Source organism: Streptomyces smyrnaeus (assembly GCF_017676345.1).
Taxonomy (GTDB): domain Bacteria; phylum Actinomycetota; class Actinomycetes; order Streptomycetales; family Streptomycetaceae; genus Streptomyces; species Streptomyces smyrnaeus.
Genome location: NZ_JAFFZM010000028.1, coordinates 40291 through 54415, shown reverse-complemented (window position 1 = coordinate 54415; position 14125 = coordinate 40291). Strand labels below are relative to the sequence as shown.

The 14125-nt window shown below is 73.0% G+C and carries 11 protein-coding genes; 6 read left to right on the top strand and 5 right to left on the bottom strand.

Features of this window, described 5'->3' with window-relative positions; all coding sequences use genetic code 11:
- Positions 1 to 86 precede the first annotated feature (86 nt).
- A complete protein-coding gene (locus JW613_RS31555) occupies positions 87 to 1265 on the top strand; it encodes an FAD-dependent monooxygenase (RefSeq protein WP_209214282.1) in 1179 nt (392 codons plus the stop codon).
- A 174-nt stretch (positions 1266 to 1439) separates the two neighbouring features.
- Complete coding sequence (locus JW613_RS31550; RefSeq protein ID WP_209214281.1) at positions 1440 to 1934, top strand: hypothetical protein; 495 nt, start codon at positions 1440 to 1442, stop codon at positions 1932 to 1934.
- Between the two features lie 102 nt (positions 1935 to 2036).
- Here JW613_RS31550 and JW613_RS36685 read toward each other — a convergent pair whose 3' ends face one another.
- The 3 genes from JW613_RS36685 to JW613_RS31535 form a co-directional block, all read right to left on the bottom strand.
- A complete protein-coding gene (locus JW613_RS36685) occupies positions 2037 to 2804 on the bottom strand; it encodes a 4'-phosphopantetheinyl transferase family protein (RefSeq protein ID WP_209214280.1) in 768 nt (255 codons plus the stop codon).
- A complete protein-coding gene (locus JW613_RS31540; protein WP_209214279.1) occupies positions 2801 to 5197 on the bottom strand; it encodes a helix-turn-helix transcriptional regulator in 2397 nt (798 codons plus the stop codon). The genes JW613_RS36685 and JW613_RS31540 overlap by 4 nt, the downstream gene beginning before the upstream one ends.
- 206 nt (positions 5198 to 5403) lie before the next feature.
- Complete coding sequence (locus JW613_RS31535; protein WP_209214278.1) at positions 5404 to 6171, bottom strand: thioesterase II family protein; 768 nt, start codon at positions 6169 to 6171, stop codon at positions 5404 to 5406.
- A 455-nt stretch (positions 6172 to 6626) separates the two neighbouring features.
- On the opposite strand from JW613_RS31535, the gene JW613_RS31530 reads away from it, so the two are divergent.
- The 4 genes from JW613_RS31530 (at position 6627) to JW613_RS31515 (ending at position 11192) form a co-directional block, all read left to right on the top strand.
- Positions 6627 to 6812, top strand: a complete 186-nt coding sequence (locus tag JW613_RS31530; protein ID WP_209214277.1) for a hypothetical protein — start codon at positions 6627 to 6629, stop codon at positions 6810 to 6812.
- Entirely contained in the window at positions 6809 to 9064 is a 2256-nt protein-coding gene (locus JW613_RS31525) for a TOMM precursor leader peptide-binding protein (RefSeq protein ID WP_209214276.1), read from the top strand. The genes JW613_RS31530 and JW613_RS31525 overlap by 4 nt, the downstream gene beginning before the upstream one ends.
- Before the next feature lie 207 nt (positions 9065 to 9271).
- On the top strand, positions 9272 to 10513 hold the full coding sequence (locus JW613_RS31520) for a sensor histidine kinase (RefSeq protein ID WP_209214275.1): 1242 nt from the start codon (positions 9272 to 9274) through the stop codon (positions 10511 to 10513).
- Positions 10514 to 10586: 73 nt separating this feature from the next.
- Positions 10587 to 11192: a response regulator transcription factor gene (locus tag JW613_RS31515; protein WP_099884430.1), complete on the top strand. Its 606-nt coding sequence runs from the start codon at positions 10587 to 10589 to the stop codon at positions 11190 to 11192.
- 67 nt (positions 11193 to 11259) lie between these two features.
- Here the strand turns inward: JW613_RS31515 and JW613_RS31510 are convergent, their stop codons facing one another.
- Positions 11260 to 12642, bottom strand: a complete 1383-nt coding sequence (locus tag JW613_RS31510; protein ID WP_209214274.1) for an L-serine ammonia-lyase — start codon at positions 12640 to 12642, stop codon at positions 11260 to 11262.
- A 140-nt stretch (positions 12643 to 12782) separates the two neighbouring features.
- Positions 12783 to 14057 (bottom strand): serine hydroxymethyltransferase, encoded by a 1275-nt coding sequence (gene glyA / locus JW613_RS31505; protein ID WP_209214273.1) that lies wholly within the window; start codon positions 14055 to 14057, stop codon positions 12783 to 12785.
- Positions 14058 to 14125: the final 68 nt, after the last annotated feature.

The window sequence follows — 14125 nt, the reverse complement described above, 5'->3', positions numbered from 1 at the left end:
CGGGGCGGGCCGGCCGGACCGGGCCCCGGCTCCGTCCGCCGGCCCGCCGGCCCGAGCACGCACCGCATCCACCCCGAGGAGAGCCCATGTCCCGACCCCGAGCCGTCGTCATCGGCGGTGGCATCGGTGGCCTGACCACCGCGCTGGCCCTGCACCGGCGCGGCTGGCACACCGTCGTCCTGGAACGCGCCTCCCGACTGGCCCCCGTCGGGGCCGCTCTCACCCTGGCCCCCAACGCTCAGCGCGCGCTGGCCGCGCTCGGCCTCGGTGAGGAGATCACCAAGCTGGCGTCCTGGCAGGGCGACGGCCTGATGTGCGATCCGGTGGGCCGCCCCCTGACCCGCACCCACAGCGAGGCCGTCGTCGCCCGGTTCGGTGCCCCCCTGATCGTTCTGCGGCGCAGCGATCTGATCGATCTGATCGTCGACCGGCTCCCCGAAGGCACCGTCCGCACCGGGGAGGCGGCGTTCCTCACCCACGCCGGCTCGGCGCGGCGCAAGGCCCACGTCGGCACCCCGAACGGGATGCACGAGGCGGATCTGGTCGTCGCCGCCGACGGCGTGCGCTCCCCGGCCCGCGCCATCCTCTTCCCCGACTTCCCCGGCCCCGCCTTCGGCGGCTGGACCGTCTGGCGCATCCTGGCGCCGACACCGGGCTCCGGCTTCGTCCCGCACGAGTCGTGGGGCCGCGGCCAGGTGTGGGGGAGTCTGGTGCGGGACGCGCAGAGCGTGTTCATCTACGCCTGCGCCGCGACCGGGGAGGGCGGCCGTTCCGCCGACGGGGAGAAGGCGGAGCTGCGCCGCCGGTTCGGCCAGTGGCACGACCCGGTGCCCACGCTGATCGAGTCGGTCCAGGAACACGAGATCCTGCGCAACGACGTCTACCACATGCGGGTGCCGCTGAAGGCGTTCAACCGGGGCCGTACCGCGCTGCTGGGCGACGCGGCGCACGCCATGGCGCCGACCCTGGGGCAGGGCGCCAACATGGCGATCGAGGACGGCGTCGTCCTCGCCCACCACGCCGCGCCGGACGGCGACCCGCTGGCCGCGCTCGCCCGCTACGACCGCGACCGCAGGCCCCGTACCAACGCGGTGGTACGGCGGGCCGCGCGCATCCTCAGGCTGACCTCGATGCGCTCCCCGGTCACCGTCGCCGCCCGCGACGGCCTCATGCGGGCGGCCTCCCGGTCCGTGCCGGGACTTCTGCTGCGCGGCTTCGACGGCATCGCCGACTGGCGGCCGCCGACCGCGCGGATCGGGGCCTGACCGGCCCGACCACCGGGCTGCCCGACCACCGGGCTGCTCCTGGGCCTCGCCCGACCCCGCGGCCCTCCCTCCCCGATGTCTCACGCGCCCGGCCTTCCCTGATCTCCCGGACTCGGGCGACCGACCCCGGTCGCCCGTGGCACCACCCATCACGAGTGAGAAGAGGAATCGAAAATGCGTCGGATCATCCAGGCAGGCACCGTCGCCACCACCGCCGCGCTGCTCGGCGGATTGGCCCTTGCCTCCCCGGCCTCCGCAGCCCCCACCGCCGTACAGACCGTGACAGCCACGTACGACTGCGGCGCCTACGGGGTCACCGACCTGAAGATCGAGGCGTCGGCCGAGGGCGGCGTCGGCTCCGTGAAGGTCTCCACCAGCGGTGGTCTCGCCCCGGCCGACATCCCGGCCGACTCCATCACCGCCACCCTGCGCCTGGAGCGGGCCTCCGGTGGCACGGTGGACTTCAGCGGCACCGCCAACGAGGCCGCGCCCGCCGGCCAGCCGGTGACCATCGGCCCGCTGACCGCACCGGTCGCCGCCGGTGACAGCCTCGACTCCTACATCCCGGCCGCGGGCTCCGACGACGCGTCGCTCAGCCTTGAGATCCTGGGCGTGGCGAACACCTGCAAGGCCGTCTCCAAGCAGACGCCGGGCCCGATCGTCTTCTGATGTCCGACCCGATCGTCACTTGACGCCGGGCCCGATCGTCTTCTGACGGCGGTCCCGACAGCGCCGGCCCCCCGAGCCGTTCGGGAGGCCGGCTGCTGTGCGTCAGCCCGCGGCTGCGTCCTCGTGCCGCACCCCGGGCTCCGGCGGCCGGATCAGCGGCCGGACCACCAGCGGAGCGGTGTCGTCGGCCGGGCGGGCGAGCGCGGCCAGGCAGTCCTTACCGGCCGGCACGTCCCGGACCACCCACAGCTCCCGCACGGCAGCCCCCGCCGCCTCCGTACGCTCCAACACCGCGCTGCGCCGGCCCGGACGGACGGCCACCCGGGCCAGATCGGTGCCCAGGCCGACTCCCCAGCCCTTGACCACGGCCTCCTTCCGTACCCAGCAGCGCATCAGTGCCTCGTCCCGCGCCGCGCCCTCCGGCGCCGCGGCGACATGGGCGCGCTCCTCGGCGCCGAGGCAGCGACGCACCACCGCGGGCACCGCGAGCGGGCGGCGGCACTCGATGTCCACACCGACGGGCGCCGAGCGGGACAGGGCGAGCATCCACCACGGGCCGGAGCGCGAGACGCTCACCCGCCAGTCGGTGCGGGGCGCGCGGATGAGCGGCGGGCCGTGCCGGTCGCTGCCGCAGCCCGGGCACCGCCCGGTGCCCCACGCCACCTCGGCCGGCCGGACGCCGTGCCAACGCGCGACCGTACGCCGCACCGCGGCCCGGGCGCCCGCGTAGTGGGCGGCCGCGACCGCGTCCCGGTACTCCGTGAAGCGGCGCCTCTCCCGCTCGTCCAGCACCGCCAGGTCGCCGGCCGCGGCGACATCCCGCACGCGGCCGGCCCAGATGTGCACCCCCGTACGCGCGGACCCGCTCACGGCCGGGCCCGCTGCAGGGCGCGTACGACCTGCACCCGGGAGCCGCACTCCAGCTTCTGCATCACAGCGCGCAGATGGTTGGTCACGGTCCACTCCGAGATGCCCAGTTCGGTGCCGATCTGCCGGTTGGTCATCCCCTCGGTGACCAGCAGGGCGATCTCGTGCTGCCGGGGCGTGAGGCCGTGCGGGGCCACCGGTCCCGTGGTCCGCGCGGCCGGCTTCCGCCGCGGTCCCGGGGCGAAGAGGCCCGCTATCAGGGCGTCGTGCAGCGAGACACCTTGCGCCCCGCGCCGCGAACGCCGCAGCACCCCGGCGTCGAGACCCTTGCGCAGTCGCTCCGTGACCGCGCTCAGCTCCGGGTGCTCGGCACCGGCGAGCCCGTGGCGGCGACGGATGCTCTCGGCGCAGGCCAGCACCCGGGCCAGGGCCTCCGGCTGCGCCTCGTCCCCGGGGTGCGCGGTGACCAGCGCCAGGGTCTCCAGGGCCTCGGCGACCTCGGCCGGGCCACCCGTGCACAGCAGCAGCCGCATCGACTCGCGTACGTCCTCGTACGCCTCGTCGGTGCGGCCGAGCGTCCCACGGACCCGGGCCAGGGCGGCGAGCAGGGTGGCGCGTACCGCGACCGGCGAGACCGGGTCCGCCCAGGCCTCCCCGCCCCCGCCCGGCGCGCCGGACATCACCTCGGGCGTCCCCGACGGCCCGGGTACGGCGGGCTGTTCGGCCAGGGCCGTGAGCACCGGCTGCTCCGCCTCCGGGTCGCCGAGCGCCGCCCGCAGCAGCGACTGAGAACGGCGGGCCATGGCCGCGCCGAGCGTGTCGCCGACTGCGCACAGCCCCTCCAGCGCCGAGCCGAGCAGCAGGTCGGCGGCGACCGGGTCGCCCCGGCGGCGCAGCAGTTCGCCACTGAGCGCGGCCACCCGGGCGCGGGCCCCGGGGTGTCCGGCGGCTGCCGCGTCGGCCGCGTCCAGCGCCTCCTCGGCGCGCCGTTGGGAGCCGTGCTCCAGCCTCCAGCGGGCGACGGCCAACAGCGCCTGAGCGGTCAGCGGGCCGCCCGCTTCCGCACGGTGCGCGGCGGCGGACTCCGCCAGCTCCTCCACCGCCTCCGGGGCGAGTCCGTGGCCCAGCAGGGGGACCTCCAGCGCGGTCAGCAGGCGCAGCGCCGCCGTGTGGTCACCGCGCCCGCGCAGATGACGGGTGGCCGTGCGCAGATCCGGCAGCCTGGTCTCCACGAGGGAGAGCAACTGCGCCACGTCGTGCCCGCGGCGCAGCCCCTCGGCGATGCCGGCGGCGAAGTGTGCGCAGCAGTCGGCATGTCCGTCGTGTGCGTCGGCGAGCGCCGCCGGCCGGTCGGCCAGCTGAGTCCGGTAGTGGACACGGACCGGTTGCGGCAGCCGGAACTCCGGGCCCCTCGGGCCGGTTCGGCTCAGCAGCAGGCTCCTGCGGACGAGGGACTCGATCCCGGCCACCAGCTCCTCCCGCTCCAGCCCCGCCGTCCGGCCGGCCTCGGACAGTCCGACCGGTGCCTCGAAGACGGCGAGGCCGTCGAGCAGCGCGCGCTCCGTGGTGCTCAACGGCCGCGCCCCCCACTGCAGGGCGCTGGCGACCGAGCCGTGCCGCGCGGGCGCGTCCCGTAGCCGTCTGCCCCCGGCGGGCGCACCGTCGCGCAGCCTCTTGAGCACGGCGTGCGGGCCCTCGCTGCCCACCGCTTCCGCCGCCAGTTCGATGGCCAGCGGGATGCCGTCGAGTTCCCGGCAGATCTGCGCCACGACCGACGGCCCGTCGCCCTCCGCCAGGCCGGCCCGGTAGTACGGTCCCACCCCGGCGGTGAACAGCCGCTCGGCGGACGAGCCCTCGCCGGTGGGCAGCGGCCCCACCAGGAAGAGGCGCTCGGCGCGGATGTTGAGCGGCACCCTGCTGGTGACCAGGACCTTCAACCGTGGGCAGGCCCGCAGCAGGGCGGCAAGGTGCAGGGCCACATCGGTGGCCACCGGGTCGCAGTTGTCCAGCACGACCAGCAGCTCCGCGGTGCCGATCCGTTCCTCGGCCCGCTCCGCCGTCGCCGCACCGACGGCCGACCACAGGGAGGCGGCACCTGCCGCCTCGGCGAGGTCGGTCCACAGCACGGGCACGGCGCCGCGCCACAACCGTGCCGCAACCGCCGCGTGGGCCAGGTGGCTCTTGCCCACTCCGGCGGGTCCGGTGAGCGTGATCAGTCGTTCCCGCTCGTCGGTCAGGAGACCGGCGAGCAGGTCGAGTTCTTCTCGGCGTCCGTGCAGCGTGCCGAAACCGGGCCCCGCGAGGAAGCCGGCGGCCGGTTCCTGGTCGTAGGGCGTACCGCTGCCCTCCGGTGTGTCCGGAACGGTGTCACCGAGCCCCCGCTCTGGTGCGAACATTTCAGCCCTCCATATGGTGTGTGTTGAGCGGAGCCGCCCGCGGCCTGCCCCGGCGCCCTACGGCGAGGCGCTGCGGGAGGCGGGGGGGGGCTCGTTCGGCCTCCCTGGTCTCCTTTCCGGTGTCGGCCGTGCCCGCGGCGACCACCATGGTGCTGCGGGGTCCTCCAGGGCCGGTCCGGGTGCCGGGCCGACGTGTGGTCGAGGGGTCACCGGGCCGGAACAGGGTCGTACCGGCGTGCCACCGCGGTGAGGTGGCGCAGCAGAGCGTTCTCGTGGGTGCGGACGAAGAAGTGTCCGCCGGGCAGCGTGCGCAATGTGGTTCCCGGGCCGCCGTGCGCCGACCAGGCGTCCATCGCCGCCACCGGCACCAGCCGGTCCTGGGCGCCGACGAACAGGTGCAGCGGCACCCGCAAGGGTTCGATCTCTTCCTTGGGCAGCGTTCCGGAGCACAGCCGCAGATCGTCCCGGACCAGCGGCATGTACCGGGACCGGAACCCGCGTCGGCCGGCCAGCTCGGGCGGTATGCCGCCCAGTTCGGCGAGTCTTGCGGCCAAGGCCTCGTCATCGGCGTCCGGATCGAGGACGCGGTTGGGGGGTACGTGCGGGGCGCGGTGGGAGCTGAGCACGAGTGCCCGGGGCAGTGCCGCACCGCGCCGCTGCCGTCGCAGGACCAGGGCGTGGGCGACGAACGCCCCCATGCTGTGCCCGTACAGGAGGTGGGGCCGGGCCAGGGCGTCGTCGAGCTGTTCGTCCATCTCCTCGACCAGGGCCGCCAACTCGGTGAACCGGCGTTCCTGGGCGCGCTCCTCACGGCCCGGCAGCTGCACCGGCTGCACCCGCAGCCCGGCGCCGAGACGGTCCAACGCCTGCTGCCACCCCGCGTAGGCGGACGCGCCTCCGCCCGCGCACGGCAGGCAGAAGAGCGACGGCCCCGTCCCGGCAGCGGTGGCCGTGCGCGGCAGATACGGCGTCATGGTGGGCCCCTCCCGTCGGTCTGGTCGGCCGGCCCCTCCCGGTTCGGGCGGAGCGACTGCTGACCGCCGTGCCACGAAGATCGCACCCCGCGCCGGGCCGGAAACAGTGGCGACGTCCTCGCGTACTGCGTGCGTTTCGCTGTGCTCGGCCATGACGTCGTCATGGTCGGCGCGGCTCCGGCCCAGCGCGTCGGAGTCCTCTCGGATGCGGGAACATACCGGTATGCCCGCAAATGCCAGGGGAGTTGAGAGCGCTGAAGCTGCGGTGAGCCCCTTTGGGAAGTGAAAAACAGAGGGATGTGCCCGGTAATACGTCATCTGGCGACCATGAAACGGTGACTGTCCGTTGCCGGGCCCCCGGGACAGGATCCTGCCGTGTGAGGAGCCGCACCAGCACCTGCCGCGTTCCTCGAAACAGTGCGATGACAGCTGCCGAGACCGTAAAGGACTTGCTCATGACGAACGAGACCATGGCCGGAACGCTCGTCCACACCACTGTCCCCGCCGCGGCGGACGCGCGAGGCGACGCGCTCCCGCAGCTGGTCGTGGACCGGCTCGACCACGGCGCCGACGAGGCGGACACCGCCCTGTTCAGCTTCACCGCCGTCCCCACTCCCTTCGCCGAGCCGGCCCTCGCATGACGGTGGCCACGGGGGAAGCAGGACTGGTGGAGTTCAAAAGCCACCTCGAATGCACGGTGGTGCCCGGCGAGGCCGCCTATCTGGTGTCGCACTCCGGTATCACCGCACTGCGCGGCCCGCAGGCCGAGATCCTCGCGCCGCTGCTCGACGGGACCCGCACTCCGGCCGACATCGCCCAGGATGCCGCGGCGTCGCTGACCCCCTCGGAGGTCGACGACGCGCTGAGCGTCCTGGACGAGGCCGGGCTCCTCAGATACCGGACGGAGTCCGGCCGCACGCCGCCGGACCGGGCCGCCGAGGCGTACTGGGACCTGGCCGGACTGGACGGCGCCCGGGCGGTCGAGGACACGGCGCGGGCGGCCGTGCGCATCGTCGCGCTGCCCGGCGTCGCCGCCGACGCGGTCCGGGAGGCGTGCCGCGCCTCCGGACTGCGGGTCACCGGCTCGGCACGCGAGGCAGGGCTCGGCCTCGTCCTGTGCGACGACTACCTCGCGCCCGAACTGAGCGAGGTGGACGCCGAGCACCGGGCCGCCGGACGCCCCTGGCTGCTGGCCCGGCCGACCGGCCCCGAACCTTGGATCGGCCCGCTCTTCCGGCCGGACGACGGGCCGTGCTGGTCCTGTCTCGCCGTTCGGCTGCGCGGCCACCGGCAGGCCGAACCGACCGTGCGGGGCGTCCCCCGCCTCTCCCGGCCTCAGGCCGCCCTCCCGGCCGGGAGGGCGCTGGCCGTGCAGGCGGCCGTGCTGGAGGCGGTCAAGTGGACGGCCGGGCACCGCGGGGCTGAACAGGACGAGGTACGCACCTTCGACCTGCTCGGGCTGCGGGTCGGCGTCCATACGGTGTCCCGTCGGCCGCAGTGCCCGGTGTGCGGCGATCCGCGGCTGGTCGGCGCGCGCGGCTGGCGCCCGCCCGTGCTGCGCAGCCGGCCCAAGGCCGGGTCCGGTCCGGAAGGCGGCCACCGCACGCTGAGCGCCGAGCGGATGCTGGAGCGGCACGGCCACCTTGTCGACCCGGTCACCGGTGTGGTCGCCCAGCTCCGTCGGGCCACCGGTGCCCCGGACTTCACCCAGGTGTACGTCTCCGGCCGGAACCTGGCCATGGCGGGCTCCGACTCCGGGGTGCGCTCGTTCAGCGGCGGCAAGGGCCTCACTCCGGCGGAGGCCCGGGCCGGCGCACTGGGAGAGGCGGTGGAGCGCTACAGCGGCACCCTGCACGGTGACGAGCCGGTGGTGCGCGACAGCCTCCGCGGACTGGGCGAGGTGGCACTGCACCCCAACGCGGTCCAGCTCTACCATGAGTGGCAGTTCCGCGACCGGTCCAGCTGGAACGCCGACCGCTCGCCCTTCACCTGGGTGCCGGAGCGCTTCGACGAGGACGCGCCGGTCGACTGGACCCCGCTGTGGTCCCTGGCCACGGGCACGTACCGGCTGCTGCCGAGCAGCATGCAGTACTTCTCCGCCCGGGCCGGCTCAGGGGGCGAGCCGCTCGCCGACTCCAACGGCAACGCGGCGGGCAGCAGCTTCGAGGACGCGGTGCTGCAGGGCCTGTTGGAGCTGGTCGAACGCGACGCCGTGGCCCTGTGGTGGTACAACCGCACGCGGCAGCCGGCCATCGACCTCGACGCCTTCGCGGAGCCCGACCTCGAAGCCCTCCGGCACGGCTACCGCCGGCAGCACCGCCAGGTCTGGGCGCTCGATCTCACCTCGGACCTGGGCATCCCCGTGGTGGCGGCGCTCTCCCGGCGGACCGACAAACCGTCCCAGGACATCGTCTTCGGGTTCGGTGCGCACTTCGACCCGCGGATCGCCCTGCGCCGGGCCCTGACGGAGATGGGGCAGCTGCTCCCCGCCGTGTGCGACGCCCGCCCCGACGGGTCGGGCTACCGCGTCGAGCTTCCCCAAGCGGTGGACTGGTGGCGGCACGAGACGGTGTCGAGTCAGCCGTATCTGCGTCCCGCCGTCGAACCGCAGCCCCGCACACCGCACTTCTGGGACTACACGCCCACCGCGGATCTGCGCGACGACATCGTGGCGGCCACCGGGCTGTTCACGGCGCGCGGGATGGACGTGCTGGTGCTCGATCAAACGCGCCCGGACCTCCAAGTGCCCGTCGTCAAGGTGGTGGTCCCCGGCCTGCGGCACTTCTGGGCCCGGTACGCGCCCGGGCGTCTCTACGACGTTCCGGTCGCACTGGGCCGGCTGACGGAGCCGACGCCGTACGCCCGGCTCAACCCGGTCGCGCTGTTCGTCTGACACCGGGTCGACGTCCGGGCGGGGTATGTCCTCGGCCGGTGCGGGTGCGGCGGTGGCGTAATTTCTGCGGGAAGGGGCTGATGTGAAACAGGTCATCCGCGTAAAGTCTTGCGGACGAGCGTTCGGGCCCTGAAAGCAGGCTCCGGTCCCTGGAGCGTCCGGAAATCCCCTCGCGAGCGCTCCCGAAGGGATAGGAGTATTCCGAGGATGCCAAGCGACGCTCAGCCGGACACCGCGGCGCCCCGCATCCGATGGTGGAGCACCAGCCCCGCTCCACGGCTGGCCCGGGGCATTCTACTGGCCGCACTCTCCTGCTATCTCGGCATCACGGCGATCAACATCATCAGCGTCCGGCCGACGACTCCCGCGATGGTGACCGGACTCGTCACGCTCGCGGCCGTCTTCGTGCTGCAACTCGTGCACTGCCGGCCGGGGGCGGCCCGGGCCCCGCTCTGGTCCAGGGCGGCGACCCTCGGCATCCAGTGCTTGCTCACGTTCCTGCCGCTGGCCTACTTCGGCATCATGTGGGGCGCCATGGCCGGCTTCCTCGGCGGCTCGCTGCTGCTCCTGCTGCCGCCCCGGGTGGGCTGGCCGCTGTACGGCCTGACGGGGCTGAGCCTGCTGATACCCGGTCTGCTGCAGAAGATGTCTGTCATAGATCTGCTGTACATGTGTCAGACGACCCTGCTGACCGGACTGGTGACCTACGGCCTCACCCGGCTCACCGCGCTGGTGGAGGAGGTCTATGCCGCCCGCGCCGAGATAGCCCGCATGGCGGCGAACAGCGAACGCCTCCGCCTCGCCCGCGACCTGCACGACCTGCTCGGCTACAGCCTCTCGGTGATCGTGCTCAAGAGCGAGTTGCTCCAGCGGCTGATCCGCGTGCAGCACGAACTGGCGGACCAGGAGGTGGAGGAGGTCCTCACCATCTCCCGCCAGGCGCTGGCCGATGTCCGCCGGGTGGCCCACGGCTACCGCGACATGTCGCTCACCTCCGAGATGTCGCTGGCCCGCTCGGTGCTCGACGCGGCGGAGGTCGAGACGGAGTTGGTCCTCGATCCCGCCGTCGAGGAGATCGACACCCGGTCGCGCACGGTGCTGGCCACGGTGCTCCGCGAGGGAGTCACCAATCTCCTGCGCCACAGCAAGGCCACCCGCTGCGGTATCACCGTGGTGATCGACCAGGACACCGCACGGCTCACGCTGCTCAACGACGGAGTGGTCGTCGACTACCACGACCCCTCGCCGGACAGCGGCAACGGTCTGGCGAACTTGCGTCAGCGGCTGGCCGAGGTCGGCGGCAGGCTGATCACCGAAGGCGACAACGAGGCCACCAAGGACTCCGCGGGCTGGTTCCGGCTGGTCGCGGAAGTGCCCGTAGCGGCGAACGCGCCGCAGGAGACGGCCGCTTCGAACGAGGCCAGGGAGAAGATTCCAGAATTAGGATGATTCGGGCGGCTGTTAACCTGACCCACCAAGGGGTACAGGCGGCTGCGTTTCGGACAGTCATGGGGGACTTTCGATGATTGGTGTCCTGCTCGCTGAAGACATGCACATGATGCGTGCGGCGCTGGTGGCGCTGCTGGACCTCGAACACGACCTGAAGGTCGTGGCAAGCGTGGAACGCGGTGACGAGATCCTTCCCGCGGCCCGCGAGCACCTCCCGGACGTCGCCGTCATCGATGTCGACCTGCCCGGTATCGACGGCCTGAGCGCGGCCGAGCAACTGCACGAACGCGTACCGATGTGCCGAACCCTGATCCTCACCACCCTCGGCCGCCCCGGCATGCTCCGCCGGGCGATGGCGGCGAAGGTCTCCGGTTATCTGCTCAAGGACGCCCCGCCGGAGGAACTCGCGCAGGGCATCCGCAAGGTGGCGGTCGGCCAGCGCGCGATCGACTCCGAACTCGCCCTCGCCGTCTGGGGCAGCGAGGACAGCCCCCTCACCTCCCGCGAGACGGAGGTGCTCCGACTGGCCTCCCACGGGGCCGACGCGGCCGAGATCGCAAAACGGCTGCGGCTGACCGCCGGCACGGTGCGGAACTACTTGACCACGGTGGTCAGCAAACTCCACGCCCGCAACCGGGTCGACGCCATCCGCATCGCCCAGGACTCCGGCTGGCTGTGAGCCCACCGCCCCCGCGGTGACGCGGCGCGTGCGACTGCGGGGGTCCGCCTGGCCGCGGGCAGCGTCCTCAGCACTCGATGACGTTCACCGCGAGCCCGCCGCGCGCGGTCTCCTTGTACTTGACCTTCATGTCGGCGCCCGTGTCGCGCATGGTCTTGATGGCCTTGTCGAGGGAGACATGGTGGCGGCCGTCGCCGCGCAGGGACATCCGGGCGGCCGTGACCGCCTTGACGGCGGCCATGCCGTTGCGCTCGATGCAGGGGATCTGGACGAGGCCGCCGACCGGGTCGCAGGTGAGGCCGAGGTTGTGTTCGATGCCGATCTCCGCGGCGTTCTCGACCTGTTCCGGGCTGCCGCCGAGGATCTCGGCGAGGCCGCCGGCGGCCATGGAGCAGGCCGAGCCGACCTCGCCCTGGCAGCCGACCTCCGCGCCGGAGATGGAGGCGTTCTGCTTGAAGAGCATGCCGATGGCGCCCGCGGCCAGCAGGAAGCGGACGACGGCGTCGTCGTCGGTGCCCGGCACGAAGTGGTGGGCGTAGTGCAGGACGGCGGGGATGATGCCGGCGGCGCCGTTGGTCGGCGCGGTCACCACGCGACCGCCGGCCGCGTTCTCCTCGTTGACGGCCATGGCGTAGAGCGTCGTCCACTCCATGGCGTGCGCCTCGACCTGGCCCTCCGCGCGCAGCTGGCGTGCCGAAGTGGCGGCGCGGCGGCGGACCTTGAGGCCGCCGGGCAGGATGCCCTCCTGGGACAGGCCGCGTGCCACGCAGTCCTTCATCACCTGCCAGATCTCCAGCAGGCCCGCGCGGATCTCGTCCTCGGTGCGCCAGGCCTTCTCGTTCTCCAGCATCAGCCGGGAGACGGACAGCCCGGTCTCCCGGGTGAGGCGCAGCAGTTCGTCGCCGGTGCGGAAGGGGTGACGCAGGACGGTGTCGTCCAGTTTGATGCGGTCCTCGCCCACCGCGTCCTCGTCCACGACGAAACCGCCGCCGACCGAGTAGTACGTCTTCTCCAACAGCGGGGTGCCCGCCTCGTCGTAGGCGAAGAGAGTCATGCCGTTGGCGTGGTACGGCAGGGAGCGGCGCCGGTGCAGGATCAGCTGGGTGCGCTCGTCGAACCGGATCTCGTGGGTGTCGCCTATCTCGGCGGCGAGGAGGCGCAGCCGGCCTTCCTCGCGGATCCGCGCCACCCGCTCGTCCGCGTTCTCCACGTCGACCGTGCGCGGGGACTCGCCCTCCAGGCCCAGCAGAACGGCCTTGGGGGTGCCGTGGCCGTGACCGGTCGCGCCGAGGGAGCCGAACAGCTCGGCGCGTACGGAGGCGGTGTGCGCCAGCGCGCCCTCGTTCTTCAGCCGGCGCGCGAACATGCGCGCGGCGCGCATCGGGCCCACTGTGTGGGAGCTCGACGGGCCGATGCCGATCGAGAACAGGTCGAAGACCGAGATTGCCATGGTGCGGCTCCATGCCCTTGCGGGCGCGAGTGCGATGTCTGTGTGGGGCGCGCTACGGCGCGGGGCTCGATTGCCCGCCCTGCCGGAGGGGCCCGGGCCGGAGGGACCGGGTGGGCCCCTCCGACAGGGCGGGAGCTGTCCTACTTACCCAGTGTGGGGTAGAGGGGGTGCTTTTCCGCGAGGGCGGTGACCCGTGCGGCGAGGGCCTTGCCCTTGGTGTCGTCGAAGCCGGGCAGCAGGGCCTCGGCGATGATGTCGGCGACCTCGGTGAAGTCCTCGTCCTGGAAGCCCCGGGTGGCCAGCGCGGGCGTGCCGATGCGCAGGCCGGAGGTCACCATCGGGGGCCGCGGGTCGTTGGGGACGGCGTTGCGGTTGACGGTGATGCCGATGTCGTGGAGCCGGTCCTCGGCCTGCTGCCCGTCCAGTTCGCTGTTGCGCAGGTCGACCAGGACCAGGTGGACGTCGGTGCCGCCGGACAGCACGGAGACCCCGGCGTCCACCGTGTCCTGCCGCAGCAGGCGCTCGGCGAGGATGCGGGCGCCGGAGAGGGTGCGCTGCTGCCGGTCCTTGAAGTCGTCGCTGGCCGCGACCTTGAAGGCGACGGCCTTGGCGGCGATCACATGCTCCAGCGGGCCGCCCTGCTGGCCGGGGAAGACCGCCGAGTTGATCTTCTTGGCGTGTTCCTTCTTCGACAGGATCACACCGCCGCGCGGGCCGCCGAGGGTCTTGTGCGTGGTGGTCGTGACCACGTCCGCGTGCGGCACCGGGCTGGGGTGCAGCCCGGCGGCGACCAGGCCGGCGAAGTGCGCCATGTCCACCATCAGGTAGGCGCCGACCTCGTCGGCGATCCGGCGGAAGGCGGCGAAGTCCAGCTGGCGGGGGTAGGCGGACCAGCCCGCGATGATCAGCTGCGGGCGGTGCTCCTTGGCCAGCCGCGCGACCTCCTCCATGTCCACCCGGCTGGTCTCGTCGTCGACCTTGTAGGCGACGACGTTGTAGAGCTTGCCGGAGAAGTTGATCTTCATGCCGTGGGTGAGGTGCCCACCGTGGGCCAGATCCAGCCCAAGGATGGTGTCGCCGGGCTTGAGCAGCGCGAACATCGCGGCGGCGTTCGCCTGGGCGCCGGAGTGCGGCTGCACGTTCGCGGCCTCGGCGTCGAACAGCGCCTTGACGCGGTCCCTGGCCAGGGTCTCGACCACGTCGACGTACTCGCAGCCGCCGTAGTAGCGGCGGCCGGGGTAGCCCTCGGCGTACTTGTTGGTGAGGACCGAGCCCTGGGCCTCCATGGAGGCGACCGGAGCGAAGTTCTCCGAGGCGATCATCTCGAGGGTGGACTGCTGGCGGTGGAGTTCGGCGTCGACGGCGGCGGCGACGTCGGGGTCGACCTCGTGAAGAGAACCGTTCAGAAGCGACATGGAAGAACCGTCCCTGTCAGTGGCGGCGGGGTGGGCAAGCTGCCTCGGGTGACCGAGGCGTACCTCGG

Coding starts and splice junctions, on each gene's coding strand:
- JW613_RS31550 (WP_209214281.1), top strand. CDS start 1,440: ATGCGTCGGATCATCCAGGCAGGCACCGTCGCCACCACCGCCGCGCTG.
- JW613_RS31555 (WP_209214282.1), top strand. CDS start 87: ATGTCCCGACCCCGAGCCGTCGTCATCGGCGGTGGCATCGGTGGCCTG.
- JW613_RS31540 (WP_209214279.1), bottom strand. CDS start 5,197: ATGTTCGCACCAGAGCGGGGGCTCGGTGACACCGTTCCGGACACACCG.
- glyA (WP_209214273.1), bottom strand. CDS start 14,057: ATGTCGCTTCTGAACGGTTCTCTTCACGAGGTCGACCCCGACGTCGCC.
- JW613_RS31530 (WP_209214277.1), top strand. CDS start 6,627: ATGACGAACGAGACCATGGCCGGAACGCTCGTCCACACCACTGTCCCC.
- JW613_RS31520 (WP_209214275.1), top strand. CDS start 9,272: ATGCCAAGCGACGCTCAGCCGGACACCGCGGCGCCCCGCATCCGATGG.
- JW613_RS31535 (WP_209214278.1), bottom strand. CDS start 6,171: ATGACGCCGTATCTGCCGCGCACGGCCACCGCTGCCGGGACGGGGCCG.
- JW613_RS31525 (WP_209214276.1), top strand. CDS start 6,809: ATGACGGTGGCCACGGGGGAAGCAGGACTGGTGGAGTTCAAAAGCCAC.
- JW613_RS31515 (WP_099884430.1), top strand. CDS start 10,587: ATGATTGGTGTCCTGCTCGCTGAAGACATGCACATGATGCGTGCGGCG.
- JW613_RS31510 (WP_209214274.1), bottom strand. CDS start 12,642: ATGGCAATCTCGGTCTTCGACCTGTTCTCGATCGGCATCGGCCCGTCG.